This window comes from Micromonospora sp. NPDC050187, assembly GCF_044459745.1.
Lineage (GTDB): Bacteria > Actinomycetota > Actinomycetes > Mycobacteriales > Micromonosporaceae > Micromonospora.
The window spans coordinates 203,311-227,645 of the sequence record NZ_JBITJH010000008.1 but is presented as its reverse complement, the minus strand read 5'-3'; the positions used below and the strand labels follow the sequence as shown (position 1 = coordinate 227,645).

Genomic DNA, 24,335 nt, shown 5'->3' with positions numbered 1-24,335 from the left:
GCACCCCCGTCGACGCCGACCCCGACCGTGCAGAGAGACCGGCCCGTGGTCGCCGGCGGCCCCACCGGGAAATCGGCGGCGCATGCATGACGGAGGGGGACGACCGTACGGTCGTCCCCCTCCGTCATGCATGCTCTCGGCTCAGCCGGCCGACATGATCTCCCGCATCAGCCTGGCGGTCTCGGTCGGCGTCTTGCCGACCTTGACGCCGACCGCCTCCAGCGCCTCCTTCTTCGCCTCGGCGGTGCCCGCCGAGCCGGAGATGATCGCGCCGGCGTGCCCCATGGTCTTGCCGGGGGGCGCGGTGAAGCCGGCGATGTAGCCGACCACCGGCTTGGTCACGTTCGCCTTGATGAACTCGGCGGCCCGCTCCTCGGCGTCACCGCCGATCTCACCGATCATCACGATGGCGTCGGTGTCCGGGTCGGCCTCGAAGGCGGCCAGCGCGTCGATGTGGGTGGTGCCGATGATCGGGTCGCCACCGATGCCGACGCAGGTCGAGAAGCCGATGTCGCGCAGCTCGTACATCATCTGGTAGGTCAGGGTGCCGCTCTTGCTGACCAGGCCGATCCGGCCGGAGCCGGTGATGTCGGCCGGGATGATGCCGGCGTTGGACGCCCCCGGCGAGGCGATGCCCGGGCAGTTCGGGCCGATGATCCGGGTGCGCTCACCCTGGGCCACGTTGTACGCCCAGAAGGCGGCGGTGTCGTGCACCGGGACGCCCTCGGTGATCACCACGGCCAGCGGGATGCCGGCGTCGATCGCCTCGACCACCGCGCCCTTGGTGAACTGCGGCGGTACGAAGATGACCGTGACGTCCGCCCCGGTCTCCTTCATGGCGTCCGCCACGTTGGCGAAGACCGGCAGCTCGGTGCCGTCGAAGTCGACGGTCTGCCCGGCCTTGCGCGGGTTGACGCCGCCGACGACGTTCGTGCCGGCGGCGAGCATCCGCCGGGTGTGCTTGGAACCCTCGGAACCGGTCATCCCCTGGACGATGACCTTCGAGTCCTTGGTCAGCCAGATAGCCATTGTCAGACCCCCGCAGCCGCCAGCTCGGCGGCCCGCTCGGCCGCGCCGTCCATGGTGTCGACCCGCTCGACGAGCGGGTTCTTCGCGCCGTCGAGGATCGCCCGACCGGCCTCCGCGTTGTTGCCGTCGAGGCGGACCACGAGCGGCTTGGTGACCTTCTCGCCACGCTGCTCGAGCAGGGCGAGGGCCTGGATGATGCCGTTGGCGACCTCGTCGCAGGCGGTGATGCCGCCGAAGACGTTCACGAAGACGCTCTTGACCGACGGGTCGGACAGGACGATCTCCAGCCCGTTCGCCATCACCGCGGCGCTCGCGCCACCGCCGATGTCGAGGAAGTTCGCCGGCTTGACGTCGCCGTGCCGCTCACCGGCGTAGGCGACCACGTCGAGGGTCGACATGACCAGACCCGCGCCGTTGCCGATGATGCCGACCTCGCCGTCGAGCTTGACGTAGTTGAGGTCCTTCTCCTTGGCGCGCTGCTCCAGCGGGTCCACCGTCGCCTGGTCGACCAGGGCCTCGTGGTCCGGGTGCCGGAAGGCGGCGTTCTCGTCGAGGGTGATCTTGGCGTCGAGCAGCAGCACGTTGCCGTCGGCCGTACGGGCGAGCGGGTTCACCTCGACCAGGGTGGCGTCCTCGGCGACGAACGCCTGCCAGAGCTGGACCGCGATCGCGACGACCTGGTCGGCGACGTCGGCCGGGAACCCGGCGGCGGTGACGATCTCCCGCGCCTTGGCCTCGTCCACGCCGGTGTTGGCGTCGATCGGGGTCTTGACGACCTTGTCCGGGGTCTCGGCGGCGACCTGCTCGATGTCCATGCCGCCGGCCACGCTGGCGATGCACAGGAACGTGCGGTTCGCGCGGTCGAGCAGGTACGAGAAGTAGTACTCCTCGGCGATGTCCGCGGTCACCGTGATCATGACCTTGTGGACCGTGTGACCCTTGATGTCCATGCCGAGGATGTCGGTGGCCCGGGCCACTGTCTCGTCCGTGCCCTCGGCCAGCTTGACGCCGCCGGCCTTGCCTCGGCCACCGACCTTCACCTGGGCCTTGACGACCACCCGGCCGCCAAGGCGCTCGGCGATCGCGCGTGCCTCCTCCGGGGTCGTGGCGACGCCGCCGGCGAGCACGGGCAGTCCGTGCCGCTCGAACAGGTCCCGCCCCTGGTACTCGTACAGGTCCACGATTGCGCGTCCCGTCCCGTCTCCGCGGCGCGCCGTCGCGCCGCCACCAGCGTTGGAAAAAGCTTGACGCCTGCCGTCACAGATGACAGGCCGTTTGCGGCAGCCTAACGAGAAGGCCACCGCCGGCAACCGAGCGGGTGCGTGGTGTGCGGAAACGCACAGCGACGTACAGAACGCGGGGCTCCGCCGGTGGGGACGCGGAGTCGGCGAAAAGTTGTCGGGACGGGGCGTAACCCCTGGTGCGGAGGGGTCGTTGAGAGAAGTGTCGGAGCGCTGGTCAGCGCGATGACGGGAGACGGCCGATGCCCTGTCGGTCGAGGGGTGGCGGCGGGGCATCGTGCATAGAGGGGCCGGACGTGTGAGGGGTGCGTCCGGTCCCTCCCCCCGTTTCCGACCGTTCGCCCCGGTGCGTTCACCGCCCGGGGCGCTCACCGGTGGGGTTCTCCCACCGGTCCGGCCTTTGCCTGGCCTTTGTCCGGTCTCCCGCCGGTGTTCCGCGCGGGCCGCCTGTCCTCGCCCGGGTGGTCAGCCGACCGGCTGGGCGACGTTGTCCCGGACCCACTCGACGATCGCCTGGGTGGTGGCTCCCGGAGTGAAGATCTTCGCCACGCCGAGCTTCTCCAGTTCGGGAAGGTCGGCCTCGGGGATGATCCCCCCGCCGAAGACGACGATGTCCCGGGCGTCCCGTTCGGCGAGCAGTTCCAGCACCCGACGGAAGAGCGTCATGTGCGCGCCGGAGAGTACGGAGAGCCCGACCGCGTCGGCGTCCTCCTGGATCGCCGTCTCCACGATCTGCTCGGGCGTCTGGTGCAGCCCGGTGTAGATGACCTCCATGCCGGCGTCGCGCAGGGCCCGCGCGACCACCTTGGCGCCCCGGTCGTGCCCGTCCAGGCCCGGCTTGGCGACGACGACCCGAATACGAGAGCTCATCAGCGCACACCTCTCACAGGCTCAGCGGTTCCACCGGCTCGACGGCAGATCACCTGAACGAACGGTAACCGACGCGCCCCGGCCGGGAAATCCGGCCGACGATCCATCGATGGGTGGCATGCCTCACGTCAGTCGGACATGCGCAGCGTAGTGATGACGCAGAGCTACGAAAAGGCGGTAACGAGGGCGAATAGCAAAGGTAACGAATCCGTTCAACTCACCACTCAACCGGACAAAATAAAACCCCAACTTGGCGCTCCGGCTTGTGGGGTGTCCGGGCGTTGGCTACCGTGTCCACGGTTGTCATCAGGTCCACGGACGGGTGACGACGCGGCCAGTCGGAGTTCGTCTGAGCGTCACGAACCCGACGAAGCCGCATCGGAAACCCGACAACGGAGGGTGTGCGTGCGCCAGCAGCTGTTGGATGAGCCCGATAGATATCGCGGCCGCCGCCGTGTGCCGACCCCGCCCCGCAGCCGCTACGCCGCCGTCGTCACCACCGCCTTCGTCGGCGCGGGCGTCGTCGCCCTCGGCGCCAGCGCGATGCCCGACGCCAAGGGCGTCAGCCCCTCGGTCCTCGACGAGCTGCGGCAGGCGTCGGTCACCAGCCAGGAGCTCGCCGACCGGACCGTCGCCGACGAGCGCGCCAGCCGTGACACCACCCGCCTGGCCTCTGACGAGGCCGCCGAGCCCGAGGTCTGGCTGCTGCCCCTTCAGGGCTACGAGTTCACCGCCCCGTACGGCATGCGCTGGGGCGAGCTGCACACCGGCATCGACCTGGTCGCCCCGGAGGGCACCCCGTACGTCTCCATCCACGACGGCACGGTCACCAAGGCCGGCTGGTTCGGCGGGTACGGCTACACGGTGATCGTCCGGCACGCCGACGGCAGCGAGGCGATCTACGGCCACTCCTCCCAGCTCAGCGTCCAGGAGGGCCAGCAGGTCAAGGCGGGCGACCAGCTCGGCCTGGTCGGCAACACCGGCCACTCCTACGGCTCCCACCTGCATCTCGAGGTCCACGTCAAGGGCGAGCCGCTCGACCCGGTGCCGTGGCTCCAGGACCGCGGAGTGGACATCAAGCTACAAGTCGAGGCAATCTACAGCGACGTAACCGCGTCCTGACGTACCGCAACGACCGATCACCGCCCGGATCGAACGATCCGGGCGGTTTTCTGTGTCCTCGCGGCGGCGAAAGTGTGCTGCGTCACTCGACCAGCTGTGACCGTTCGCACTCTCCAGCATGATCATTTTTCTGGACGTAAGACGCCGTACCAGGGCATAGCCGGGCACCGACCCTGTTCGCTCCCCGGGTCGCGGTCGAACCCCGGACCACCTGCGTCGGCGGGCCGGCCGACGATTTCCGGGTCCCGTAGCCCCTCGACTGTGAAGGTCACCGTGCAGGAAGACAGCTTCAGCCAGAACCAGAACACCCGCGACGAGGCCACGGAACCCGGTGCCGGACGCCCCTGGTGGCACCGGCTTCGGACCCGGTACCTCGTGGCGGGGGCGGCGGCCCTGGTCGGTCTCGGTCTGACCGGCGCCACCGTGATCGCCACCGGCTCCGACGACGCCCCCGCCCCCGCCCCGGTCGCCCTGGACGCCGAGGCCCGTGCCGAGGCCGCCGCCCGGGCCGACCGCGCCGACCGCCCGCCGGTCACCCCCTCGGCGACCGCGACGACCCCGACGCCCGCCCCGACCTCGGCCAGCCCCAGCCGCAGTACGACCCCGAAGCCCACCCGGAAGGCCACCAGCGCCCCCAAGCCCACCCGGAAGGCCACCGCCAAGCCGAAGGCCGCCTGGGTCAACCCGATGCCCGGCGCGGCGGTCACGTCCTGCTACGGGCCGCGCTGGGGCACCCTGCACGCCGGCATCGACCTGGCCCTCCCGGCCGGCACGCCGGTCCGGGCCGTCGCCGCCGGCACGGTGACCAAGGCCGGCGACGCCGGTGACGGGTACGGCATCTCGGTCTTCGTCGACCACGGCAACGGCTACCTGACCCACTACGCCCACCTGAACTCGACGGCGGTCTCCGTCGGAACGAAGGTCGGCGCCGGCACCACCATCGGCCGCGAGGGCTCCACCGGCGACTCCACCGGGCCGCACCTGCACTTCGAGGTGCACCAGGGTGGCATGTGGAACCAGATCGATCCGGCCCCGTTCATGCGGGCCCGCGGCGTCGACCTGGGCTGCTGACCCAGGGGCTGAGGCCCGCCGGAGCACCACTGCCCCTCGACGACGTGCCCGCGTCCCGCAGAGACGAGTCGCGGCCAGCAGCGCGGTGGTGGTGGGCGACCGACGGCGCGTACCCGGACCCCCGGATGCCGCCCGGCCCCGGCTCGGCACGAGAGTGTGCGGAGCCGGGGCCGGGACGCGCCGGGAGATCCCGGCCGGATGGTTCAGGCTGCCGGGACGGGCTTCGCCCGGCCCAGCGCCGGCGGGCTCACGCGGTACGCCGACGATCCGATCCGTTTCCGCAGGCCACGGGACCGGCCGACGGCGGTGACAACCTCGCTGGCGCGCGGTACGGGTACTCGATCAGCGCCGTGATCGGTGCCCCGCGCCGGTCAGAGCTTCTCGATCGGGGCGTGCCGGAGCACCAGCCACAGTTTCTGGTCGCCGAAGTCGATCTGCGCCCGCGCGCCCGGCCCGTGCCCCTCGACCGCCGTCACCCGGCCCAACCCGTAGCGCTGGTGGTTGATCCGGTCACCGACCGCCACCTTCGGAGCCTGGGGCAGCTCGCTGGCGGTGGCGAGGCGACTGCCGTCCACGCCGAGCCGCTTGGCGAGCTGCGCCGCCCGTGGCGTACCGCCGGTGAACCCGCCGCCCCGGCCAGTGCCGGGCCGGTCGCCGCCGCCCGCCCGACCGCCGACACCGCCGCCCCCGCCGGCCCAGGAGGTGTACGAGCCCTCGGTCCGCTCCCAGCGGACCAGTTCGGTCGGCAGCTCCTCCATGAACCGCGACGGCGGGTTGTAGGCCGGCTGCCCCCAGGCCGTGCGGGTAACCGCCCGGGAGAGGTAGAGGCGCTGCCGGGCCCGGGTGATGCCGACGTACGCGAGCCGCCGCTCCTCCTCCAGCTCACGGGTGTCGCCGAGCGAACGCAGGTGGGGGAAGACGCCGTCCTCCAGGCCGGTGAGGAAGACCACCGGGAACTCGAGGCCCTTGGCGGTGTGCAGGGTCATCAGGGTGACCACGCCCTGGTGGTCGGGGTCGTCGCTGGGGATCTGGTCGGCGTCGGCGACCAGCGCGACCTGCTCCAGGAAGCCGGCCACGGTGGCCCGCTCCCCGTCCGCGCCGAGCGCCTCGACCCGCTCGGTGTACTCCCGGGCGACGCTGACCAACTCCTGGAGGTTGTCCACCCGGCCGGCGTCCTGCGGGTCCAGGCTCTCCTCCAGCTCGGCCAGGTAGCCCGAGCGGGTCAGCAGCGCCTCCAGCACCTCCTCCGGGGTGCCGGTGTCGGCCAGCTCGCGGACCCCGTCGAGCAGGGCGACGAACTCGGTGATCGCGTTCGCCGCCCGGGTCGAGATCCCCGGGGCATCCTTCGCCTTCCGCAGCGCGGCCCCGAAGGAGATCCGGTCCCGGCCGGCCAACGCCTCCAGGCACGCCTCGGCCCGGTCGCCGATGCCCCGGCGCGGGGTGTTCAGGATCCGGCGGACGCTGACCGTGTCGTCGGCGTTCACCACCGCACGCAGGTAGGCCAGTGCGTCGCGGACCTCCTTGCGCTCGTAGAAGCGCACTCCGCCGACGACCTTGTACGGCAGGCCGACCCGGATGAAGACCTCCTCGAAGACCCGCGACTGGGCGTTGGTGCGGTAGAAGACCGCCACGTCACCGGGGCGGGTCTCCCCCGCGTCGACCAGCCGGTCGATCTCGCGGGCCACCCAGTCCGCTTCGGCGTGCTCGGTGTCGGCGACGTACCCGACGATCTGCTCACCGGCCCCGGCGTCGCTCCAGAGCCGCTTCGGCTTGCGGGAGGTGTTCCGGTCGATGACCGCGTTGGCCGCGCTCAGGATGGTCTGGGTGGAGCGGTAGTTCTGCTCCAGCAGGATCGTCCGGGCGTCGGTGAAGTCCCGCTCGAACTCCAGGATGTTACGGATCGTCGCGCCCCGGAACGCGTAGATCGACTGGTCGGCGTCGCCGACCACGCAGAGCTCGGCCGGCTCGATGCCCTCGGTGCCGGAGACCAGCTCCTTGATCAGCACGTACTGGGCGTGGTTGGTGTCCTGGTACTCGTCGACCAGCACGTGCCGGAACCGGCGGCGGTAGCTCTCCGCGACGTGCGGGTGCGACTGGAGCAGGTGCACCGTCGTCATGATCAGGTCGTCGAAGTCCAGCGCGTGCGCCTCCCGCAGCCGCCGCTGGTAGAGCGTGTACGCCTCGGCGAGCGCCCGCTCGTTGGGCCCCTTGGCCCGGTCGGCGAACGCCTCCGGGTCGACCAGTTCGTTCTTCAGGTTGGAGACCTGGGCGGCCAGCCCCCGGGCCGGGTAACGCTTCGGGTCGAGGTCGAGCTCGCGGGCGACGAGCTGCATCAACCGGCGGGAGTCGTCGGCGTCGTAGATGGAGAAGGTCGACTTCAGCCCGGCGTGCTCGTGCTCGGCGCGCAGGATCCGCACGCAGGCGGAGTGGAACGTCGACACCCACATCAGCCGCGCACGTGGGCCGACCAGGGCGGTCACCCGCTCCTTCATCTCGCCGGCGGCCTTGTTGGTGAAGGTGATCGCGATGATCTCGCCGGGGTGCACGTCCCGCGCGGCGAGCAGGTAGGCGATCCGGTTGGTCAGCACCCGGGTCTTGCCCGAGCCGGCGCCGGCCACGATCAGCAGCGGTGACCCGGCGTGGGTGACCGCCTCCCGCTGCGGGCCGTTCAACCCGGCGAGCAGGCTCTCCGGATCGGACCGGGCCGGTCCGGAGCCCGCGCGGGAGGGCACGGCGGACGGGGACTCCGGCGCGGACTGGGACGGCGGGATTTCGAAGAGAGCATGCATCGCACGGCGAGTCTATGCCGCCCGACCGACACTTCCGCCCGCGGTGCGTCCCCGGCCCGCCGCGCGCCTCCCCCGCGACGTCCCGGTCCTGGTGGCGGTACGGCCGAATTGCGGAACGCTTGCGCCCCGGGCCACCGGATGGGCATACTCGACGGCGTGTTCGGTCAGCGCTTCTCCTTTTACTACGGCTCCGGGAGTCCGGCAGCCGCAGGTCGCGCCTGATCGATCAGACCTACGAATGCCCCGGGCTCCTGGAGTCCGGGGCTTTTCCGTCCCGGGATCCGGGCACCGGGCACCACTGTGCGAGAGGTACCCGATGATGACAGACGTGGTGGAGCAGAACGGCGAGTCGGCCGGGACGACGCGTCCGGGCGGCCAGGAGGGCCCGGTCGAGGCGCAGACCGGTACGCAGGAGCCGGACGCGGCGGCCCGGATCGTCGCCATCCGGGAACGGATCGACGAGATCGACCAACGGTTGATCGAGCTCTGGCAGGAGCGGGCCGGTCTGTCCCAGCAGGTCGGCAGGACCCGGATCGCCTCCGGCGGAACCCGGCTGGTGCTCTCCCGGGAGCAGGCGATCCTGGAGCGGTTCCGGACGGCGCTGGGGGCCGACGGCGTCCAGCTCGCCCTCCTGCTGCTGCGCGCCGGCCGCGGACCGCTCTGACCTCCCGCGCGGCGTTTGCCGTCGGCACGCCGGTCGGCTTCGGCGCGGGTCGTCACGCCGCTGGCCGGCACGCCGGTCGACACAGATCCGGGGCGCCGGCCGGATGACCGACGCCCCGGATACTGAGGAGGCACTTCCTTTCACCACTGGCCCGGTACGGGTGGCCGGATCAGCGGCGTCTTTGTGCTACTCGACCGCGTGCACCACGTCGCGGGGCTCCGCGAAGTGGCAGGCGCTCGGGTGAGCGGAGTGTTCCCGTGCCTCCAGGGCCGGCACCTGCTCGGCGCAGATGTCCTGCGCCTTCCAGCACCGGGTGCGGAACCGGCAGCCCGACGGGGGGTTGGCCGGCGACGGCACGTCGCCGGTCAGGACGATCTGGTCCCGCAGCCCACGGAGCTTCGGGTCGGGGACCGGCACCGCCGAGAGCAGCGCCTGGGTGTACGGGTGGGTCGGGTTCTCGTAGATCTCGTCCTCGGTGCCGATCTCGACGATCTTGCCGAGGTACATCACCGCGACCCGGTCGGCGATGTGCCGGACCACCGACAGGTCGTGCGCGATGAAGATGTACGACAGCCCCAGTTCGTCCTGGAGCTTCTCCAGCAGGTTGACCACCTGGGCCTGGATCGAGACGTCCAGGGCCGAGACCGGCTCATCGCAGAGGATGATCTCCGGGTTGAGCGCCAGCGCCCGCGCGATGCCGATACGCTGCCGCTGGCCGCCGGAGAACTGGTGCGGGTACCGGTTGATGTGGTCGGGGTTGAGACCGACCAGGTCGATCAGCTCCTGGACCCGCGTCCGCCGCTTCGCCTTCGGCACCACGTCCGGGTGCACCTCGAACGGCTCCCCGACGATGTCCCCGACGGTCATCCGGGGGTTCAGCGAGGTGTACGGGTCCTGCATGACGAGCTGGATGTTCCGCCGGCCACGCCGCCGCTCCGACGCGCCCACCTTGGACATGTTCCGACCCTGGACGAACAGGTCGCCCGAGGTGGGCGTCTCCAGACCGACCAGGAGCCGGGCCAGCGTCGACTTGCCGCAGCCGGACTCGCCGACGATGCCCAGGGTCTCGCCCCGACGCAGCTCGATGTTGATCCCGTCGACCGCGCGGACCGCGCCGATCTGCTTCTTGAAGACGATGCCCTTGGTCAGCGGGAAGTGCTTCACCAGGTCGCGGGTCTCGAGCACGAGGTCACCCATCGCCCTTGACCTCCTTCCAGAAGTGGCAGGCCGCCGTCCGGTCCGACGACACCGTGTACAGCGGCGGCGCGGGATCCTTGCGGCAGACGTCCTGTGCGTACCGGCACCGCGGGTTGAACGAGCAGCCCGGCGGGATGTTCGTCAGGACCGGCGGAAGCCCCTTGATCGCGCTGAGCTCCTGGCCCTTGAGGTCGAGCCGGGGGATCGACTCCAGCAGACCCTTGGTGTACGGGTGGGCCGGGTTGGCGTAGATGTCGTCGACCCCGGCTTCCTCGATCACCCGGCCGGCGTACATGACCGAGATCCGGTCCGCCACGTCGGCCACCACGCCCATGTCGTGCGTGATGAGCACCAGGCCCATGTTCCGCTCCTGCTGGAGCTCGGCCAGCAGCGCCATGATCTGGGCCTGCACGGTCACGTCCAGCGCCGTGGTCGGCTCGTCGGCGATCAGCACCTCGGGGTCGAGGGCCAGCGCCATGGCGATCATGACCCGCTGCCGCATGCCGCCGGAGAACTGGTGCGGGTAGTCGTTCACCCGCTGGTTCGCCGCCGGGATCTTGACCAGGTCGAGCAGTTCCACCGCGCGCGCCTTGGCGTCCTTGCGGGACATGCCCCGGTGCTTGCGGTACAGCTCGCCGAGCTGGAACCCGACGGTGAAGACCGGGTTCAGCGCGGAGAGCGCGTCCTGGAAGATCATCGCGATTTTGTTGGCCCGGACCCTGCGGCGCTGCTCCTCCGGGAGCTTGAGCAGGTCCACGCCCCGGTAGAGGATCTCGCCGCCGGTGATGAACCCGGGCGGGCTGTCCAGGATGCCCATGATCGCCTGGGCGGTGACGCTCTTGCCGCAGCCGGACTCACCGAGGATCGCCCGGGTCTCGCCCGGGGCCACGTCGAAGCTGACCCCGTTGACCGCCTTGGCGATGCCGTTGCGGGTGCGGAACTCGACCTGGAGGTTCTTGACCTGCAATGGCAGCGCGTTCGGGTCGAGGCCGGGCAGAGCGTCCATCTTGACGTTGACGTCAGAACTCATGCTGCTCACCGGAACTTCGGGTCGAGGGCGTCACGCAGGGCGTCACCCATGAGGATGAAGGACAGCACCGTGCCGACCAGCAGCCCGCAGGGGAAGAGCAGCAACCACGGGTCCTCCAGGAAGTAGACCTGGTGGGCGCTGATCATGATGCCCCAGGACTGCGCGGGCGGCTGGAGGCCGACACCGAGGAAGGTCAGGGTGGCCTCGGCGGCGACGAACGAGCCGAGCACGATCGTGGCGTAGACCAGCATCGGCGCGATGGCGTTCGGCAGGATGTGCCGGAACATCAGTCGGCCGTTGTTGGCGCCCACCGCCTTCGCCGCGTGCACGTAGTCCAGGTCCTTGGAGGAGATCACGCTGCCCCGGATGATCCGGGCGATGGTGGGCCAGCCGAGCACCACCAACACCATGGTCAACGTCCACTCGTTCTGCCGCTTGATGACCGTGAGGAACACGATCGCGCCGAGCAGGAACGGCAGCGAGAAGAAGATGTCCATCACCCGGGAGATGATCGCGTCGGTCCAGCCGCCGTAGTAGCCGGCGAGCAGGCCGAAGAAACCACCGATCAGCACGATGCCGAGGGTGGCGAGCACCGCGATCAGCATCGAGGGCCGGGCCCCGTAGATGGCGTGCGAGTAGTAGTCGCAGCCGAGGATGTCGAAGCCGAACGGGTGGTCACCGCTCGGGGGGATCCGGGACCGGCCGGTGTTGCAGTCCCGCGGGTCCTGGCTCGTCCACAGCTTGGGGAAGAGTGCCATGGAGCCGACGACGAGAATGTAGATCGCCGCGATCACGAAGATCGGGTCGCGGACCAGTTGCCGGCCGGCGTCCGCCCAGAGACTCGCGCTACGCGCCTTGCCGCCCTTGTCCGGGCTGGGCGCGCCGGCCACCGCGGTGGCGGCTGAGGAGTCACCGCTCATTGCGGTGCCGGCGCTGCTCAAGTCACTCATGTCCCACCTCGTTTCGCTTCGACCTGCCGACCCGCGGAACCCCGACGGCCCGCTGTGTGAGCTGTCGTCGTTCACTCATAACGGATCCTCGGGTCGAGGACGGCGTAGAGAATGTCGACCAGCAGGTTGGCGACCAGGAAGACCAGGGCGAGCATGGTCACCACGCCGACCACCACCGACGACTCACCGGTCCGGGCGGCCTGGGTGACCAGCCGGCCGATGCCCGGCACGTTGAAGATGGTCTCGGTGACCACCGCACCGCCGAGCAGGCCGCCGATGTCGACACCGATCAGGGTGACCACGGGGATGAGCGAGTTACGCAGCGTGTGCACGCCGATGACCCGCTTGTTCTTCAGGCCCTTGGCCTTGGCGGTCCGGACGAAGTCGGCCCGGATGTTCTCCATGATGCTGGTCCGGGTCAGGCGGGCGGTGGTGGCCAGCGCGGTGGCACCGAGGACCAGGCCGGGGACGACCAGGCTGGCCCAGGGGTAGTCCGGCTTGAAGACCGGGCTGAACACGCCCTCCGCGATCACGTCGGGCACCCAGTCCTGGTCCCGCACGACGTTGCCGAACTTGACCCCGATGAACTCCCGAACCAGGACGCCGAGCACGAAGATCGGCACCGAGATCATGAAGACCGTGGAGATCTTGACGAGGTAGTCGGTGAAGCTGCCGCTGCGCAGACCGGCCAGCACACCGGCGATGATGCCGACGACGACCTCGAAGAGGATCGCGATGACGACGAGCTTCAGGGTGTACGGGATGGCATCGGCCACGAGGTCCGTCACCGAGCGGAAGCGGAGGTTAACGCCGAAGTCGAAGTGGAGGAAGATGTCCTCCAGCCGGTTGCCGAACATCTTGATGCACCAGTTGCCCCGTTGGTCCAGACACGGGTCGTCATAGCCAAGTCGTTCCTTCATGGCGTTCAGGACCGACTCCGGCGGCGTCCGGTCGCCGAAGAGCGCCCGGACCGGGTTCCCGCTGAACTGGACCGCCAGCGAGGTGAGGTAGTGCAGCAGGAACATGGTGCCCAGCACGGTGGGTATGAACTGGAGCAACCGTCGGAGGACGTAGCGCCCCATGTCTGTTTCTCCTCTCGGCGCTGACGTGGCGGCAACGCCCTCCCTCGTAGGGAGATCGTTGCCGCCACGTCGTCATACGGCTAGATCAGGGAAGTGAAGCTCAGTTCTGCTTCATCGTCATCTGGCCGTAGTCAGCGTCCGCGACGGCGTTCCAGACGAACTTTTCGACGTTCTCGCCGTAGACCGCGCCCACCTTGCCCCACCACATCGGGATGACCGGCAGGTCCTCCAGGATCAGGTCCTCCGCCTTCTGGTAGAAGGGGATCGCCTCCTGGATGGAGTTGGCAGCGTCACCCTGCTTCAGCAGGGCGTCGAACTCGGGGTTCGAGTAGGTGGAGTTGTTGCTGTCCGCGCCGGTGCTGTACAGCGGAGCGAGGTAGCTCTCCAGGAACGGGTAGTCCGCACTCCAGCCGAGACGGAACGGGCCGGTGAACTTCCGGTTGTCCGCAGTCTCCAGGTACTCGGCGAACTGCAGGTTGACCTTCAGCTCGTAGTCGATGCCGAGAGCAGCCTTGACCTGGTCACCAACGGCCTGGAGCCAGGCGTCGTGGCCGGCGCCGGCGTTGGCCCAGAGCTGGAGCTTGCCGCCCTTCCAGCCACCCGCCTCGGCGAGGAGCTGCTTGGCCTTCTCGATGTCCTTCTTGCAGTACTGGCAGGCGTTCTCACGAGCACCCTCGAAGGACGGCGCGACGTAGCCGCTGGCCGGGGTGAACCGGCCGTTGAAGACGGCGTCGATGATCGACTGGCGGTCGATGACCATCGAGATGGCCTGGCGGACCCGCTTGTCCTTGAAGTTCTCGTTGTAGATCGGCATGCCGACGTAGGTGAAGCTGTCGCTCGGCTGCTCGTAGAGGCGGTCGCCGTAGGTGGCCTTGGCCTCCTTGTACCGCGCCGGCGGCAGGGTGTACAGCACGTCCAGCTCACCGGCCTGGAAGGCGGCGTAGCCGGCGTCGACGTCGGCGAAGATCCGGTAGTTGATCTTGTCCGGCTTGCCCGGGTCGCCCTTCCAGCTGTCGCTGCGGACGACGGTGATGCCGACGTTGTGCTGCCAGCTGCCCTCGATCTTGTAAGGGCCGTTGCCGATCGGCGTCTCGTTGCACTTGTCCTTGTCCGCGATGCACGCCTCGGCCATCGGGGAGAAGCCCGGGTAGCCGATCGTGGTCGGGAAGCCGGAGAAGGGCTCGGTCAGCTCGACGGTGAAGGTCAGTTCGTCGACCTTCTTCAGGCCGGAGAGCTCCTTGGCCTTCGGCTCCGGGGCCTTCTTGGGGCCGTCGCCGTCCGGGTCCTCGGACGAGACGTCCTTGATCCCGGCGATCCGCTTCATGAAGTACGCGTTGTTCTGGGCGTTCGGCCCGTACGCCGCGAAGTTCCACGACCGGATGAAGGCGTCGGCGTTGACCTTCTCACCGTTGTCGAAGGTGTAGCCGTCCTTGATCTTGATCGTCCAGAGCTTCTGGTCCTGGGACTCGATCGACTCGGCCAGGTCGTTCTCCGGGGCACCGGTCTCGGCGTTGTACTTGACCAGACCACGGTAGATCTGACGGATCACGTACAGCGACGGCTCGTCGTCCGCAGCGGACGGCAGCAGGAACGCCGGCTCCGACGCGTAGACGCGGAGTTCGCCACCGCTCTTGCCCGAATCCGACGTATTTTCGTCGCCACCACCGCTGCATGCGGTGGCCAACATGGCGGTGGCGGTCGCAGCGACCGCCACCTTCAGGAATTTCCCGCGCATGGGAGTGCCTCCTCAGGGCGCTCGGCTCACGAGGGGGTTGTGAGGTGGTTGCCACTGTGACACCAGATGCGCCGCAGCGGAAAGCGGTGTTATCAAGCCGATACCCGGCCGGGACGGTGCCGACATCGGCCCACACCGAGCCGTGATCCGCACCGATCGTCGCTCGCTGACCGGTTCCGCAGCGCTGGTCAGCGGGCATCACCACAGACGGCACCGCCAGCAGGGAGCTTCGCCGCGTGAGCATCGTCACGCTCCGCAGCGCCACGGAAGCTCGCTGTTTTCCACCCGTCCAGATGATGGCGGATTCGGCTGTGCGGGCACTTTCCACCCCTGCTCGGACGAGGGTGCCGAGGTGACGTGACGTACCGGCACGCGCCGCGAATTGTCCGGCACGCCGACCCGTTCGTCACCCGATTATCGGCGTTCGCCCCGGTGACCGCACCGGGTGGCCGAGCCGGTCACACCAGCCGGCGGTCGGCCGCCCAGCGGGACAGCTCGTACCGGTTGGACATCTGGAGCTTGCGCAACACGTTCGATACGTGCGTCTCCACCGTCTTGATGGAGATGTACAGCTCCTTGGCGATCTCCTTGTACGCGTACCCCCGGGCCAGCAGCCGCAGCACCTCGCGTTCCCGGTTGGTCAGCTGGTCCAGCTCCGGGTCGGCGACCGGGGTGTCCGGCCGGGCCGCGAAGGCGTCCAGCACGAACCCGGCCAGCCGGGGGGAGAAGACCGCGTCGCCGTCGGCCACCCGGCGGATCGCCGCGGCCAGTTCGTCCGGGGAGATCGTCTTGGTCACGTAGCCCCGGGCCCCGGCCCGGATCAGGCCGATCACGTCCTCGGCGGCGTCCGACACGCTCAACGCGAGGAACCGCACCTGCGGGTGGGAACGTCGCACCGCCTCCAGCACGGCCCGGCCGCCGCCGTCCGGCATGTGCACGTCCAGCAGCACGACGTCGGGACGGGCCGCCGCGATCCGGGCGACCGCCTCGGCGACGGTGCTCGCCTCCCCCACGACCTCGACGTGCGCGCCCAGCTCGGCCCGGACGCCGGCGCGGAACATCGCGTGGTCGTCGACGAGAAACACCCGCAGCCGCTCGTCGCGACCGCCTACCTGTTCGACCTGCTCGGACATGGTCACCTGTCCCTTTCCGCCGTGGCACCGTTCCCGTTCCCGGAGACCGGCAGAATCAACCGGACCTCGGTCCCCTCTCCGGGTCCGGAACGGATCTCCGCCCGCCCGCCGTGCCGTTTCATCCGCCCGATGATGGAACCTCGTACCCCGTGTCGGTGATCATCCACCGTCTCCTGGTCGAACCCGACACCCCGGTCCCGGACGAAGACGCTGACCTGGTCCGGCTCCACCTCGGCGTAGAGCGAGACAGTCTGCACCCGGGCGTGCTTGGCCGCGTTCACCATCGCCTCGCGGGCGGCGGCGACCAGCGCGCCCACCCGCTCGTCGGTCTCCCGGTCGCCCACCACCACCGCCTCCACGGTGATCGCGAAGGTGTCCTCCACCTCGGCCGCCGCCTGTTCGAGCGCGGCGGCGAAGCGCTCGGTGGCTGAGGCGGCCGGCTTGTAGAGCCAGCTGCGCAGCGTCCGCTCCTGCCCCCGGGCGAGTCGCTGCACCGTCTTGACGTCGGCGGCGTTGCGCTGGATCAGGGCAAGGGTGTGCAGGACCTGGTCGTGGATCATGGCGGCCAGCTCGGCGCGTTCCTGTTCCCGGATCCGCCCCTCCCGTTCCGAGCGGAGCTGGTTGAACGTCCGCCAGAGCAGGGGCGCGGCCACCACCCCGACCCCGGCCAGCCCGACCAGCGCGAAGATCACCCCGTTGATCACGGCGTCGACGTTCTGCACCGGCGAGTAGACCGCCGCGACGCCGATGATGCCGACCGCGACCAACACCCCACCGCCGACGAATCGGAGCACGAAGGCCCGCCGGTCGGTCTCCTCGACCACCGCGCTCAGCCAGGGCAGCGGCAGGGAACCGTTGGCCTGGCCTCGGCGTTCCGGGGACTGGTGCCAGATCACGCCCGCGCCGACCGCGATGATGGCGACCAGCCAGCCGGCGGTGCCGGCGACACCGACCGAGTCGAAGAGCCGCATCTGCACCAGCAGCACGGCCAGACCGATCACCACGAACGGCAGCAGCTGGGCGATGTCCCGTCGGGGCGGGGTGGCGGTGTCCCCCGGCCGTACCGGGACCACCGCCCAGAACGCGGCGTAGAGGAGCAGACCGAGTCCGCTGAGGCCGAGCAGCACCATGAAGGCGATCCGCACCCGTACCACCGAGACACCGATGTGCTCGGCGATGCCGGCGGCCACGCCCACGGCCATCCGGTGCTCGCGGGCCCGGTAGAGCCGGGGCGGCTGGGTCACGGTACTGATCGCGGGCTCCCTGGTCGCGACGGCCGACGCCGAATCGGTTCACCATGGCGTCGTCACCGATCGTCACACGGGCCACGGTCGCGGGGCCACGGGGACGCCCCCGAGTTTCCCGAGCGTCGGATCTCAGGGTGCGCTCAGGGTGGGTCCCGACGACGACCCGTCCCGACACCTAGCAGGATCTACCGGTATGACCGAGGAATCCGCCCGGTCGCCCCGCCCGGAGGCGACCCAGCCGGGCGTACCACCGTCGCCACCGGCCGGGAGTGCGATCGCGACGTCCCCGACGTGGGACGCCGGGCCATCGCCCGCAGGGCCGGAAGCCGTCCCCGGCGGAGTCGGCTTCACCTCACGGTACGGCCTGGTCCGCCCCCGGGAGGGGCGTTACCTGGCCGGGGTCTGCGCGGCGGTCGGGCGGGCCACCAACACCGACCCGGTGCTGTGGCGGGTGCTCCTCGCCGTGCTCGGTTTCTTCGGTGGCGTCGGGATCCTGATCTACGTGTCGGCGTGGCTGATCATCCCCGGCGAGGGGGACAGCGCCTCCCCGGTCGAGTCGATGCTGGGCCGGGGTCGGTCGAGCATGTCGCCGATCACGGTGATCGTGCTGAGCATCCTGGTCGCGGTGAGCTTCGGCTACATCGTGACGGACGCCTTCCGGGCCGTACTGCTCGGTGCGGCGATCCTGATCGGCGGGGCGCTGCTGCTCAACCGGGACCACCCCGCCTGGGACCGCTCCGGCCGCACCCCGTCGCCCGCCGGGCCGCCGACCACGCCACTGCCGGGTCCGGTGCCCCCGGTGGCCTACCCCGCCCCGGGTCCGGTACCGCCCACGGCAACGCGGCCGGAGGTACCGGTGTCCGCGTCGGCCCCCGCCACGCCATGGTCGCCGGCCCCCGGAGCGGTGTTCCCCGAGGTGCCCCGTTGGCCGGCCCAGGAGCCGGTGGCCGCCCCGACCCCACCGGTGCCACTGCCCCCGGCCGGGTCGCTGCCACCGGTCGCCCTCGTGTCCACCCCGCCCGGCTACCGCCCGCCCTTCGCCCCGCACGGCCCGTACGCCCGCTCCAGTCCCCCATCGCCCGCACCGCCCCCGCCCCGGCCGGCACCGAAGCGTCCCCGGGAGCGCTCACCGCTCGGTCCGGCGACGTTCTCGCTGGTCTTCCTCGCCTGCGGGGTGGTCGCCGTCCTCAACCTGGTCGGGGTGGTCCGGGTCAGCGCGTCGGCGTACTTCGCGGCGGCGCTGGCCACCATCGGTCTCGGGCTGCTGGTGGGTGCCTGGTTCGGCCGGGCCCGCTGGTTGATCGCGCTGGGGCTGGTCACCTCGGCGGCGCTCGGCTTCGTCACCGCGGTCGAGTCGTTCGAGGAGTGGCGCAGGGATAACGGGAACCTGACCTGGGCCCCGGCGAGCTACGAGGACATCGCCCCCCGGTACGAGAACACCTTCGGCGACGCGGTGCTGGATCTGCGGGCGATGGACTTCGACCAGCGGGACACCCAGACCACCATCGTCGTCTCCTTCGGGCACAGCACCGTGCTGCTGCCGCCGAACGTCGACGTGATCACCCACGCCGAGGTGAACGCCAGTGACGCCGTCATCTTCGGGGTTCGCACCGGCGGCCCGGGCCGCCAGGTGCGCCAGTCCACCGACCTGGGCGCCGACGGTACGGGCGGCGGCACACTGCGGCTGTTCATCCAGGTCAACGCCGGAGCGTTGGAGGTGACCCGGTGAGAGCGCACCGCACCGACCTGCTGTCCCTGACCTTCGGGCTGCTCTTCCTAGCTGCCGCGGCCTGGTGGCTGCTGGCGCAACTGCTCGGCCTGGTGGTGCCGATCGGCTGGTTCCTGGCCGGCGCGCTCGTCGTGGTCGGCACGCTGGGTCTGCTGGGCGCACTGCGCGCGGCCCGCACGCCGGCGGTCGAGGACCGGACGGCCGGCACGCGCGACGAGCCCGGCACGCGCGACAACCCGGACCGGACGCCGGACGGCCGGGCAGACCGCGATGACCGTGCCCGCCGGGAAGACGGGGACGGTTGACCGTGCGCGGAAGACCGGAGCTCTGCCCGCGCCGGTGCGGCCGCTGGCTCGTGCCGCCTATGCTGGCTGGTGGAGACTTCGCTCCCGCCGCCGGCACGCCTCGTCCGCGCCGTCGCGGCCCCTCCGCTGCGATTTCCGTCCCGATGCTGCTAGGAGCCCGTCCGACATGACTCAGTCCCCCGCCGTGCGCAGCCTTGGCCGGTTCGGTGAGGTTCGCATCGGCGAGCGCGCCGCGCGTACCCTCGCCGCCGAGCTCGCCCGGTGCGACGACCGCAAGGCCGCCCTGCTGGTCGGCGTGACCCCGGACGCCCCGGTCCTCGCCGTGGCGATCGAGGCGCTGCTGCCCGGGGACCGCCTCACCGTGGTGCCGGCCGGGTCGACCAGCGCCGCCGAGCTGCGCCGGCACGTCGCGACGCTGGGCAGCTGGGTCGCCGACCGGGTCCGGGTCGTCGACACCCTGGCCGAGGCCGACGCCGCCGATGTCATGATCGTCGCTGAGGCGCTCGCCGGCACCGCCGAGGAGGCCCGTGCGACGCTGGACGGCCTCACCAAGTACCTGACCGAGGGCGGTGTGCTGAGCGTGGCGACGCCGGCCGGACCGGGCCGGACCGCAGGCGCGGCGGCCGAACTCGACCGGCAGGGTGCGCTGCACGGCGTCGGGGTGGACCTGGTACTGCGCAACCAGCCGCCGGTCCGGGTGCACCGGCTCCGGTTCACCCCGGTCAGCGCGGCGACGGCGGCCCGACTCGCTCCGGCGTACCGGCCGTCGAGCGTGCCGCTGACCCGCGACATGCACATCGACTCCAACGGCGTGGCTGCCGCCGGCATCGCCCTCGGGCTGGCCGCGCTGGCCCGGGTGGCCCGGCCGAAGTCGAAGCTGTGGCTGGTGCCGGCGCTCGCCGCCGCCCCGGTGGCGGCATTCTTCCGCGACCCCGAGCGGGACGTCCCGGAGGACCCGTCGGCGGTGGTCGCCGCCGCCGACGGCCGGGTGCTCTCCGTCCAGCGGCTGCACGACGAGCGGTTCGGCGCGGGCGAGTGGCTGCGGGTCGCGGTCTTCCTATCGGTACTCGACGTGCACGTCAACCGGTCCCCGGTGGCCGGCAAGGTGGTCGACTACTTCGTCGCCGACGGCGGTTTCGCCAACGCGATGAAGCCGGAGGCCGAGCACAACGTCGCGGCGTACACGGTGCTGGACACCGAGCACGGCCCGGTGGTGGTCGCGCAGCGTACCGGCCTGATCGCCCGGCGCATCGTGCAGCGTGCCCCGGTCGGTTCGCTGCTCGCCCGGGGTGAGCGCTTCGGCCTGATCCGGTTCGGTTCGCGGACCGACGTCTACCTGCCGGCCGACGCGGCGGACCCGCTGGTGGGGCCGGGCGACAAGGTGATCGGCGGTTCCTCGGTCATCGCCCGCTGGCGCTGAGGACGCGAGAGGGGGTGCCGCGACGTCGCGGCACCCCCTCGTCGTCGGTGACGTCAGGCGGTCCGGCGCTGGTGCAGCCAGAGCAGTGGTCCGCTGGCCAGGTAGGCGACCACGACCAGGGCAAAGGTGAGTCGTGGGTCGACCAGGGCGCCGACCACCGGAGCCAGCCACAGCCACGCCGGCAGCCTGATCAGCCGGGCCAGCTTGGCGTACGGGAAGCTGGAGACCATGGCGAAGGCGAGCAGGGCGACCCCGGCGACCTGGACCACCGGAGGCACCGGAAGGTCGATGACCACGGCGAGCGCCAGCACCATCGCGGCCATGGTGGTCGGCACCCCGCAGAAGAACCGGCCGTCCTTCGGCGAGACGTTGAACCGGGCCAGCCGGATCGCGGCGCAGGCGGCGACGAGTGCGCAGGCCAGCGCGGCGGCGGCGGTCGGCAGGGTGCCGGCCAGCGAGGCGTAGACCACCACCGGGGCGGCGAGGCCGAACGAGCACATGTCGGCCAGCGAGTCCATCTGCGCGCCGAACGGGCTGGCCACGTTGAGCTTGCGGGCCAGCGCGCCGTCGAGCCCGTCGAAGGCGACGCAGGCGATCAGGAGCACCCCCGCGAGGCGCACCTCGCCCTGCATGGCCAGGAAGATCGCGGTGACGCCGAGCATCAGGCTGGCCAGTGTGCACCCGTTGACCAGGGCGAACTTCGCCCGCCGAGCGACCGTACGCTCACCGGGGAGCAGCGGGATCGACCGTGCCGGGGCGTCCTCCACCGGTGTCGTCGGGGCGATCGCGGGGCTCACCGGCATGACGGCCTCGATCTCGGCCCGGTTCAACCGGTCCGAGGCGTACCGCCGGCGCAGCCGGTCGGCGTAGCGGCGCTCGGGCAGGGCCACGTCGGTCGTGTGGCGGGGATCGCCGTCCCGGCGTCCCACCCGGACCAGCAGCACCTGGCGGGCGAACGTACTGCTGCGTCGCAACGGCCCCGCCCAGCGGCGGCCCGCGGGGCGTGGACTGTCAGACGTACGACGCCGGCGCCATGGGGCTCTCGGCACGTTTCCTCCATCACCGAATCGACTCACCGCCTCGCAGGCGGGCGTCCGGCTCTCTCGTGCCGGGCCGCTTCTGGCCCGGCAGCCGTCAAAGCGGAGTACACCATTGCACAGTGGTACGGGACTTGGCGATAGCTGCCGGCGGCACTTATCTCCTACAAACCGCGTTAATCGCCCGGTTGTTCCCGATCGCGGGCTGAGCGCCCTTTTCTCCGCCAATCTCAACTGCCGACTCTACCGGAGCGGGTCGATACCGGCTCGGCGAGCAATCGGCTATCCGATCAGGCGGAGAGCCCGCGCGGCGATGTCGGTCAATGGCAGGCCGGCGGCGTCACGCCGGCTGAACCAGGCGGCCCGTGCGGTGGAACCCCCGGCCAGTTCGGTCACCTCGGGCACGGTCGGCGCCTCCACCACCACCCGGTAGAGCACCCGGACGCCGTGCCAGTCCAGCGGCCGACCCTCCGGTCCCAGGGCCGCGGGGTTGTGCAGACTGCTCGCGTCGAGCAACGCGGTCACCCGACCGAGCTGGCCGGACTCCTCGACGATCTCCCGCAGCAGCGCGGTCACCGGCTGCTCACCGTGGTCGGTCCCGCCACCCGGCAGGTGCCACCGGCCGGCTCCCGGGTAGCCGTCGGCGATCAGGGTGAGCAGTACCCGCTCCGTCGGGTCGGTGACCAGCCCGTACGCTCCGAAACGCTGCCGCCGGTCGAGCGGCGGCGGGTCGTACGGGATGCGCGGGACGGCTCGCGGCGCGCTCTCGGGGAGCGGGGTGACCGGCAGTCCGAGCAGGTCGGCGGTGAACGGCATCAGCGGCAGACCGGCCGCCTCCGCCGGTGCGATCCACGCCACCAGGTCGGTCGTTCCGTCCGGTTCGTGGCGGAGCGTGCCGGACACGCCGTTGACGCGGTAGATGATGCGATCGGTGTGCAGAGCGACCCCGATGTCGGGAAGCCGGACCACGTCGGCCACCACCGCCTCCAGCCCGGCGACCGCGACCGCGAGCCCCGTCTCCTCGGCGAACTCGCGGACCACCGCGTCCGCGGGGTGCTCGGCGTGCTCCAGCCCGCCACCGGGCAGCTGCCAGACGCCGGGGAAGTCGGCCAGGGCGGAGGCCCGGGTCAACAGCACCCGCCCGTCCGCTCCGGTCGACAGCCCGTACGCCCCGACCCGCCGCCGCTCCACCAGCTCTCCCACGACCCCTCCCCCGCTCACCCTTTCCCGCTGATCATGAGGTTAGCCGCGCCCGCGCCGGCGTGGTCGCGCCGCCGACGGTCGTGATCGACGTGCGGAGGTGAGGATGGGGGGTCAGGCGAGGTCGGCGGCCTGGACGGCTTCGGCGGTCACCTCGGTGAGCCGGTCGGCGGGGAGGGTCTCCAGCTCCTCGCGGGCGAACCAGCGGGCCTCGCAGGTGGAGCCGCCGACGTCGGCCACGGTGGGTGGGGCCGGCTGGTCGACCACCACCCGGTAGAAGGCACGGACACCGTGCCAGTCGATCGGATAGCCCTCGGGGCCGAGCGAGGCGGCGTCCCGGTGGCTGGCCACCCCGAGCAGCCCGACCAGGCGACCGGTCTGACCGGTCTCCTCGACGAGTTCCCGGATCAGCGCGGCGCCCGGTTGCTCGCCGTAGTCGGTGCCCCCACCGGGCAGGTGCCAGCAGCCCGCGCCCGGATAGCCGTCGGCCACCCGGGTGAGCAGCACCCGACCCTCCGGGTCGGTGGCCACCGCGTACGCGGCGAAGCGCTGCGCCCGGTGCAGCCCGTCCGGGCCGGGCACCGCGTAGAAGGAGGGGAACTCGGGAGCCTCGTCCGGCACCACGTCGGCAGCACCGGACGGCAGGCCCAGGGCCCGCGCGGTGAACGCGCGCAGCGGCAGCCCGCGCGCCTCGTCCAGGGTGAACCAGCGGGCCAGGTCGGTCGGGCGGTCGACCCGGTCGGTGAGCGTCCCACCCCGGACCGAGACCCGGTAGATGAGGCGGTCGGTGTGGATGGTGATGCCCCGGTCGGGCAGGGCCCGCATGTCGGCGAGGACGTCCGCCAGGCCGGAGACGGCGACGGAGAGCCCGGTCTCGGCGGCGGTCTCCCGGACGACCGTGTGATTCGGGTCCTCACCGTGGTCCACCGCCCCGCCGGGCAGGGACCACGTGCCGGGGGTGCCGGAGCGCTCCGATGCGCGGACCAGCAACACCCGGCCGACCGAGTCGGCACAGACTGCGTATGCCGCGATCCTGCGGAGCGGCTCCAGCATGGTGGTCACGGGGCTGAATTCTCCCCCTGACCAGGTACGACATCGAAAAACAGTCAGATTCCTGACGGAAGGCTTCCCCCTCAGGGATCGATCAGGGTATAGATCCGGGCCCTCACTGAGGGCAACCGGGCGGCGACCGGAGAGGGTGGAGCCATGACATGGACGAGCCCCTCATCCCAGGCCCCGTACAAACAGCTCCGCAGGCCCACCACGGACCGGATGGTCGCCGGGGTCGCCAGCGGCCTCGGCCGCTACTTCGACGTCGACCCCACCCTGGTCCGGGTGGTCTTCGCGGTGTCCACCCTGTTCACCGCCGGCGTGGCGCTGCTGGCGTACCCGGTCATGTGGTTCCTCATGCCCGAGGAGCCGCCGGACGCCCCGGCCTGGCCGCACCCGACGCAGGTCGCGCCACCCGGGTGAGGCGGGTGGCG

General features: G+C 71.0%; 21 protein-coding genes. 7 read left to right on the top strand and 14 right to left on the bottom strand.

All coding sequences use genetic code 11. The features are described 5' to 3' along the window. Positions 1 to 141 precede the first annotated feature (141 nt). The 3 genes from sucD to ACIBJE_RS15610 all read right to left on the bottom strand — a co-directional run bounded on the left by sucD (position 142) and on the right by ACIBJE_RS15610 (position 3,140). On the bottom strand, positions 142 to 1,029 hold the full coding sequence (gene sucD / locus ACIBJE_RS15620; protein WP_396748550.1) for a succinate--CoA ligase subunit alpha: 888 nt from the start codon (positions 1,027 to 1,029) through the stop codon (positions 142 to 144). Between the two features lie 2 nt (positions 1,030 to 1,031). Continuing rightward, entirely contained in the window at positions 1,032 to 2,210 is a 1,179-nt protein-coding gene (sucC, locus tag ACIBJE_RS15615; protein WP_396748548.1) for an ADP-forming succinate--CoA ligase subunit beta, read from the bottom strand. 525 nt (positions 2,211 to 2,735) lie between these two features. Continuing rightward, positions 2,736 to 3,140, bottom strand: coding sequence for a cobalamin B12-binding domain-containing protein (locus ACIBJE_RS15610; protein WP_396748546.1), 405 nt, complete (start codon positions 3,138 to 3,140; stop codon positions 2,736 to 2,738). 405 nt (positions 3,141 to 3,545) lie between these two features. Here ACIBJE_RS15610 and ACIBJE_RS15605 point away from each other — a divergent pair, with 405 nt between their 5' ends. Both ACIBJE_RS15605 and ACIBJE_RS15600 read left to right on the top strand, forming a co-directional pair. Continuing rightward, entirely contained in the window at positions 3,546 to 4,262 is a 717-nt protein-coding gene (locus tag ACIBJE_RS15605) for a M23 family metallopeptidase (protein WP_396748544.1), read from the top strand. A gap of 261 nt (positions 4,263 to 4,523) precedes the next feature. Further along, positions 4,524 to 5,333 (top strand): M23 family metallopeptidase, encoded by an 810-nt coding sequence (locus ACIBJE_RS15600; protein ID WP_396748542.1) that lies wholly within the window; start codon positions 4,524 to 4,526, stop codon positions 5,331 to 5,333. 371 nt (positions 5,334 to 5,704) lie between these two features. On the opposite strand, the gene pcrA is transcribed toward ACIBJE_RS15600, so the two are convergent. Beyond that, on the bottom strand, positions 5,705 to 8,122 hold the full coding sequence (gene pcrA / locus ACIBJE_RS15595; RefSeq protein WP_396748541.1) for a DNA helicase PcrA: 2,418 nt from the start codon (positions 8,120 to 8,122) through the stop codon (positions 5,705 to 5,707). Positions 8,123 to 8,438: 316 nt separating this feature from the next. Here pcrA and ACIBJE_RS15590 point away from each other — a divergent pair, with 316 nt between their 5' ends. Beyond that, positions 8,439 to 8,786, top strand: a complete 348-nt coding sequence (locus ACIBJE_RS15590; protein ID WP_396748539.1) for a chorismate mutase — start codon at positions 8,439 to 8,441, stop codon at positions 8,784 to 8,786. Between the two features lie 186 nt (positions 8,787 to 8,972). Here ACIBJE_RS15590 and ACIBJE_RS15585 read toward each other — a convergent pair whose 3' ends face one another. From ACIBJE_RS15585 to ACIBJE_RS15555, 7 genes are all read right to left on the bottom strand, one after another. After that, positions 8,973 to 9,983: an ABC transporter ATP-binding protein gene (locus tag ACIBJE_RS15585; protein WP_396748537.1), complete on the bottom strand. Its 1,011-nt coding sequence runs from the start codon at positions 9,981 to 9,983 to the stop codon at positions 8,973 to 8,975. Next, positions 9,976 to 11,013: an ABC transporter ATP-binding protein gene (locus ACIBJE_RS15580; protein WP_396748535.1), complete on the bottom strand. Its 1,038-nt coding sequence runs from the start codon at positions 11,011 to 11,013 to the stop codon at positions 9,976 to 9,978. Before ACIBJE_RS15580 ends, ACIBJE_RS15585 begins: the two co-directional genes overlap by 8 nt. Before the next feature lie 5 nt (positions 11,014 to 11,018). Further along, positions 11,019 to 11,963 carry an ABC transporter permease gene (locus ACIBJE_RS15575; RefSeq protein ID WP_396748533.1) on the bottom strand — a complete coding sequence of 315 codons (945 nt, stop codon included), beginning with the start codon at positions 11,961 to 11,963 and terminating at the stop codon, positions 11,019 to 11,021. A 71-nt stretch (positions 11,964 to 12,034) separates the two neighbouring features. Further along, entirely contained in the window at positions 12,035 to 13,045 is a 1,011-nt protein-coding gene (locus tag ACIBJE_RS15570) for an ABC transporter permease (RefSeq protein ID WP_396748531.1), read from the bottom strand. Between the two features lie 100 nt (positions 13,046 to 13,145). Further along, the gene (locus ACIBJE_RS15565) at positions 13,146 to 14,780 is read right to left on the bottom strand and encodes an ABC transporter substrate-binding protein (protein WP_396748529.1); all 1,635 of its coding nucleotides are present in this window, start codon (positions 14,778 to 14,780) and stop codon (positions 13,146 to 13,148) included. Positions 14,781 to 15,238: 458 nt separating this feature from the next. Then, positions 15,239 to 15,913: a response regulator gene (locus ACIBJE_RS15560; protein ID WP_396748527.1), complete on the bottom strand. Its 675-nt coding sequence runs from the start codon at positions 15,911 to 15,913 to the stop codon at positions 15,239 to 15,241. 2 nt (positions 15,914 to 15,915) lie between these two features. Then, positions 15,916 to 17,157: a PspC domain-containing protein gene (locus tag ACIBJE_RS15555; protein WP_396748525.1), complete on the bottom strand. Its 1,242-nt coding sequence runs from the start codon at positions 17,155 to 17,157 to the stop codon at positions 15,916 to 15,918. Positions 17,158 to 17,353: 196 nt separating this feature from the next. Between ACIBJE_RS15555 and ACIBJE_RS15550 the strand changes: the two genes are divergently transcribed. From ACIBJE_RS15550 to ACIBJE_RS15540, 3 genes are all read left to right on the top strand, one after another. After that, the gene (locus tag ACIBJE_RS15550) at positions 17,354 to 18,889 is read left to right on the top strand and encodes a PspC domain-containing protein (RefSeq protein ID WP_396748523.1); all 1,536 of its coding nucleotides are present in this window, start codon (positions 17,354 to 17,356) and stop codon (positions 18,887 to 18,889) included. Further along, on the top strand, positions 18,886 to 19,194 hold the full coding sequence (locus ACIBJE_RS15545) for a hypothetical protein (protein ID WP_396748521.1): 309 nt from the start codon (positions 18,886 to 18,888) through the stop codon (positions 19,192 to 19,194). The genes ACIBJE_RS15550 and ACIBJE_RS15545 overlap by 4 nt, the downstream gene beginning before the upstream one ends. Positions 19,195 to 19,360: 166 nt before the next feature. Continuing rightward, a complete protein-coding gene (locus tag ACIBJE_RS15540; RefSeq protein WP_396748519.1) occupies positions 19,361 to 20,614 on the top strand; it encodes a phosphatidylserine decarboxylase in 1,254 nt (417 codons plus the stop codon). Positions 20,615 to 20,667: 53 nt separating this feature from the next. Here ACIBJE_RS15540 and ACIBJE_RS15535 read toward each other — a convergent pair whose 3' ends face one another. From ACIBJE_RS15535 to ACIBJE_RS15525, 3 genes are all read right to left on the bottom strand, one after another. Then, positions 20,668 to 21,588: a CDP-alcohol phosphatidyltransferase family protein gene (locus ACIBJE_RS15535; RefSeq protein WP_396748517.1), complete on the bottom strand. Its 921-nt coding sequence runs from the start codon at positions 21,586 to 21,588 to the stop codon at positions 20,668 to 20,670. A 345-nt stretch (positions 21,589 to 21,933) separates the two neighbouring features. Further along, positions 21,934 to 22,845 (bottom strand): NUDIX hydrolase, encoded by a 912-nt coding sequence (locus ACIBJE_RS15530; protein WP_396748692.1) that lies wholly within the window; start codon positions 22,843 to 22,845, stop codon positions 21,934 to 21,936. A 120-nt stretch (positions 22,846 to 22,965) separates the two neighbouring features. Continuing rightward, the gene (locus ACIBJE_RS15525) at positions 22,966 to 23,913 is read right to left on the bottom strand and encodes an NUDIX hydrolase (protein ID WP_396748515.1); all 948 of its coding nucleotides are present in this window, start codon (positions 23,911 to 23,913) and stop codon (positions 22,966 to 22,968) included. 144 nt (positions 23,914 to 24,057) lie between these two features. Between ACIBJE_RS15525 and ACIBJE_RS15520 the strand changes: the two genes are divergently transcribed. Continuing rightward, the gene (locus ACIBJE_RS15520; RefSeq protein WP_396748513.1) at positions 24,058 to 24,324 is read left to right on the top strand and encodes a PspC domain-containing protein; all 267 of its coding nucleotides are present in this window, start codon (positions 24,058 to 24,060) and stop codon (positions 24,322 to 24,324) included. Positions 24,325 to 24,335 lie beyond the last annotated feature (11 nt).

What these genes read in the sequence shown, in the direction of transcription:
- sucD (WP_396748550.1), bottom strand. Translation starts at nt 1,029, where the DNA reads ATGGCTATCTGGCTGACCAAGGACTCGAAGGTCATCGTCCAGGGGATG.
- ACIBJE_RS15550 (WP_396748523.1), top strand. Translation starts at nt 17,354, where the DNA reads ATGACCGAGGAATCCGCCCGGTCGCCCCGCCCGGAGGCGACCCAGCCG.
- ACIBJE_RS15585 (WP_396748537.1), bottom strand. Translation starts at nt 9,983, where the DNA reads ATGGGTGACCTCGTGCTCGAGACCCGCGACCTGGTGAAGCACTTCCCG.
- ACIBJE_RS15570 (WP_396748531.1), bottom strand. Translation starts at nt 13,045, where the DNA reads ATGGGGCGCTACGTCCTCCGACGGTTGCTCCAGTTCATACCCACCGTG.
- ACIBJE_RS15580 (WP_396748535.1), bottom strand. Translation starts at nt 11,013, where the DNA reads ATGAGTTCTGACGTCAACGTCAAGATGGACGCTCTGCCCGGCCTCGAC.
- ACIBJE_RS15540 (WP_396748519.1), top strand. Translation starts at nt 19,361, where the DNA reads ATGACTCAGTCCCCCGCCGTGCGCAGCCTTGGCCGGTTCGGTGAGGTT.
- ACIBJE_RS15590 (WP_396748539.1), top strand. Translation starts at nt 8,439, where the DNA reads ATGATGACAGACGTGGTGGAGCAGAACGGCGAGTCGGCCGGGACGACG.
- ACIBJE_RS15560 (WP_396748527.1), bottom strand. Translation starts at nt 15,913, where the DNA reads ATGTCCGAGCAGGTCGAACAGGTAGGCGGTCGCGACGAGCGGCTGCGG.
- ACIBJE_RS15520 (WP_396748513.1), top strand. Translation starts at nt 24,058, where the DNA reads ATGACATGGACGAGCCCCTCATCCCAGGCCCCGTACAAACAGCTCCGC.
- ACIBJE_RS15575 (WP_396748533.1), bottom strand. Translation starts at nt 11,963, where the DNA reads ATGAGTGACTTGAGCAGCGCCGGCACCGCAATGAGCGGTGACTCCTCA.
- ACIBJE_RS15610 (WP_396748546.1), bottom strand. Translation starts at nt 3,140, where the DNA reads ATGAGCTCTCGTATTCGGGTCGTCGTCGCCAAGCCGGGCCTGGACGGG.
- ACIBJE_RS15565 (WP_396748529.1), bottom strand. Translation starts at nt 14,780, where the DNA reads ATGCGCGGGAAATTCCTGAAGGTGGCGGTCGCTGCGACCGCCACCGCC.
- pcrA (WP_396748541.1), bottom strand. Translation starts at nt 8,122, where the DNA reads ATGCATGCTCTCTTCGAAATCCCGCCGTCCCAGTCCGCGCCGGAGTCC.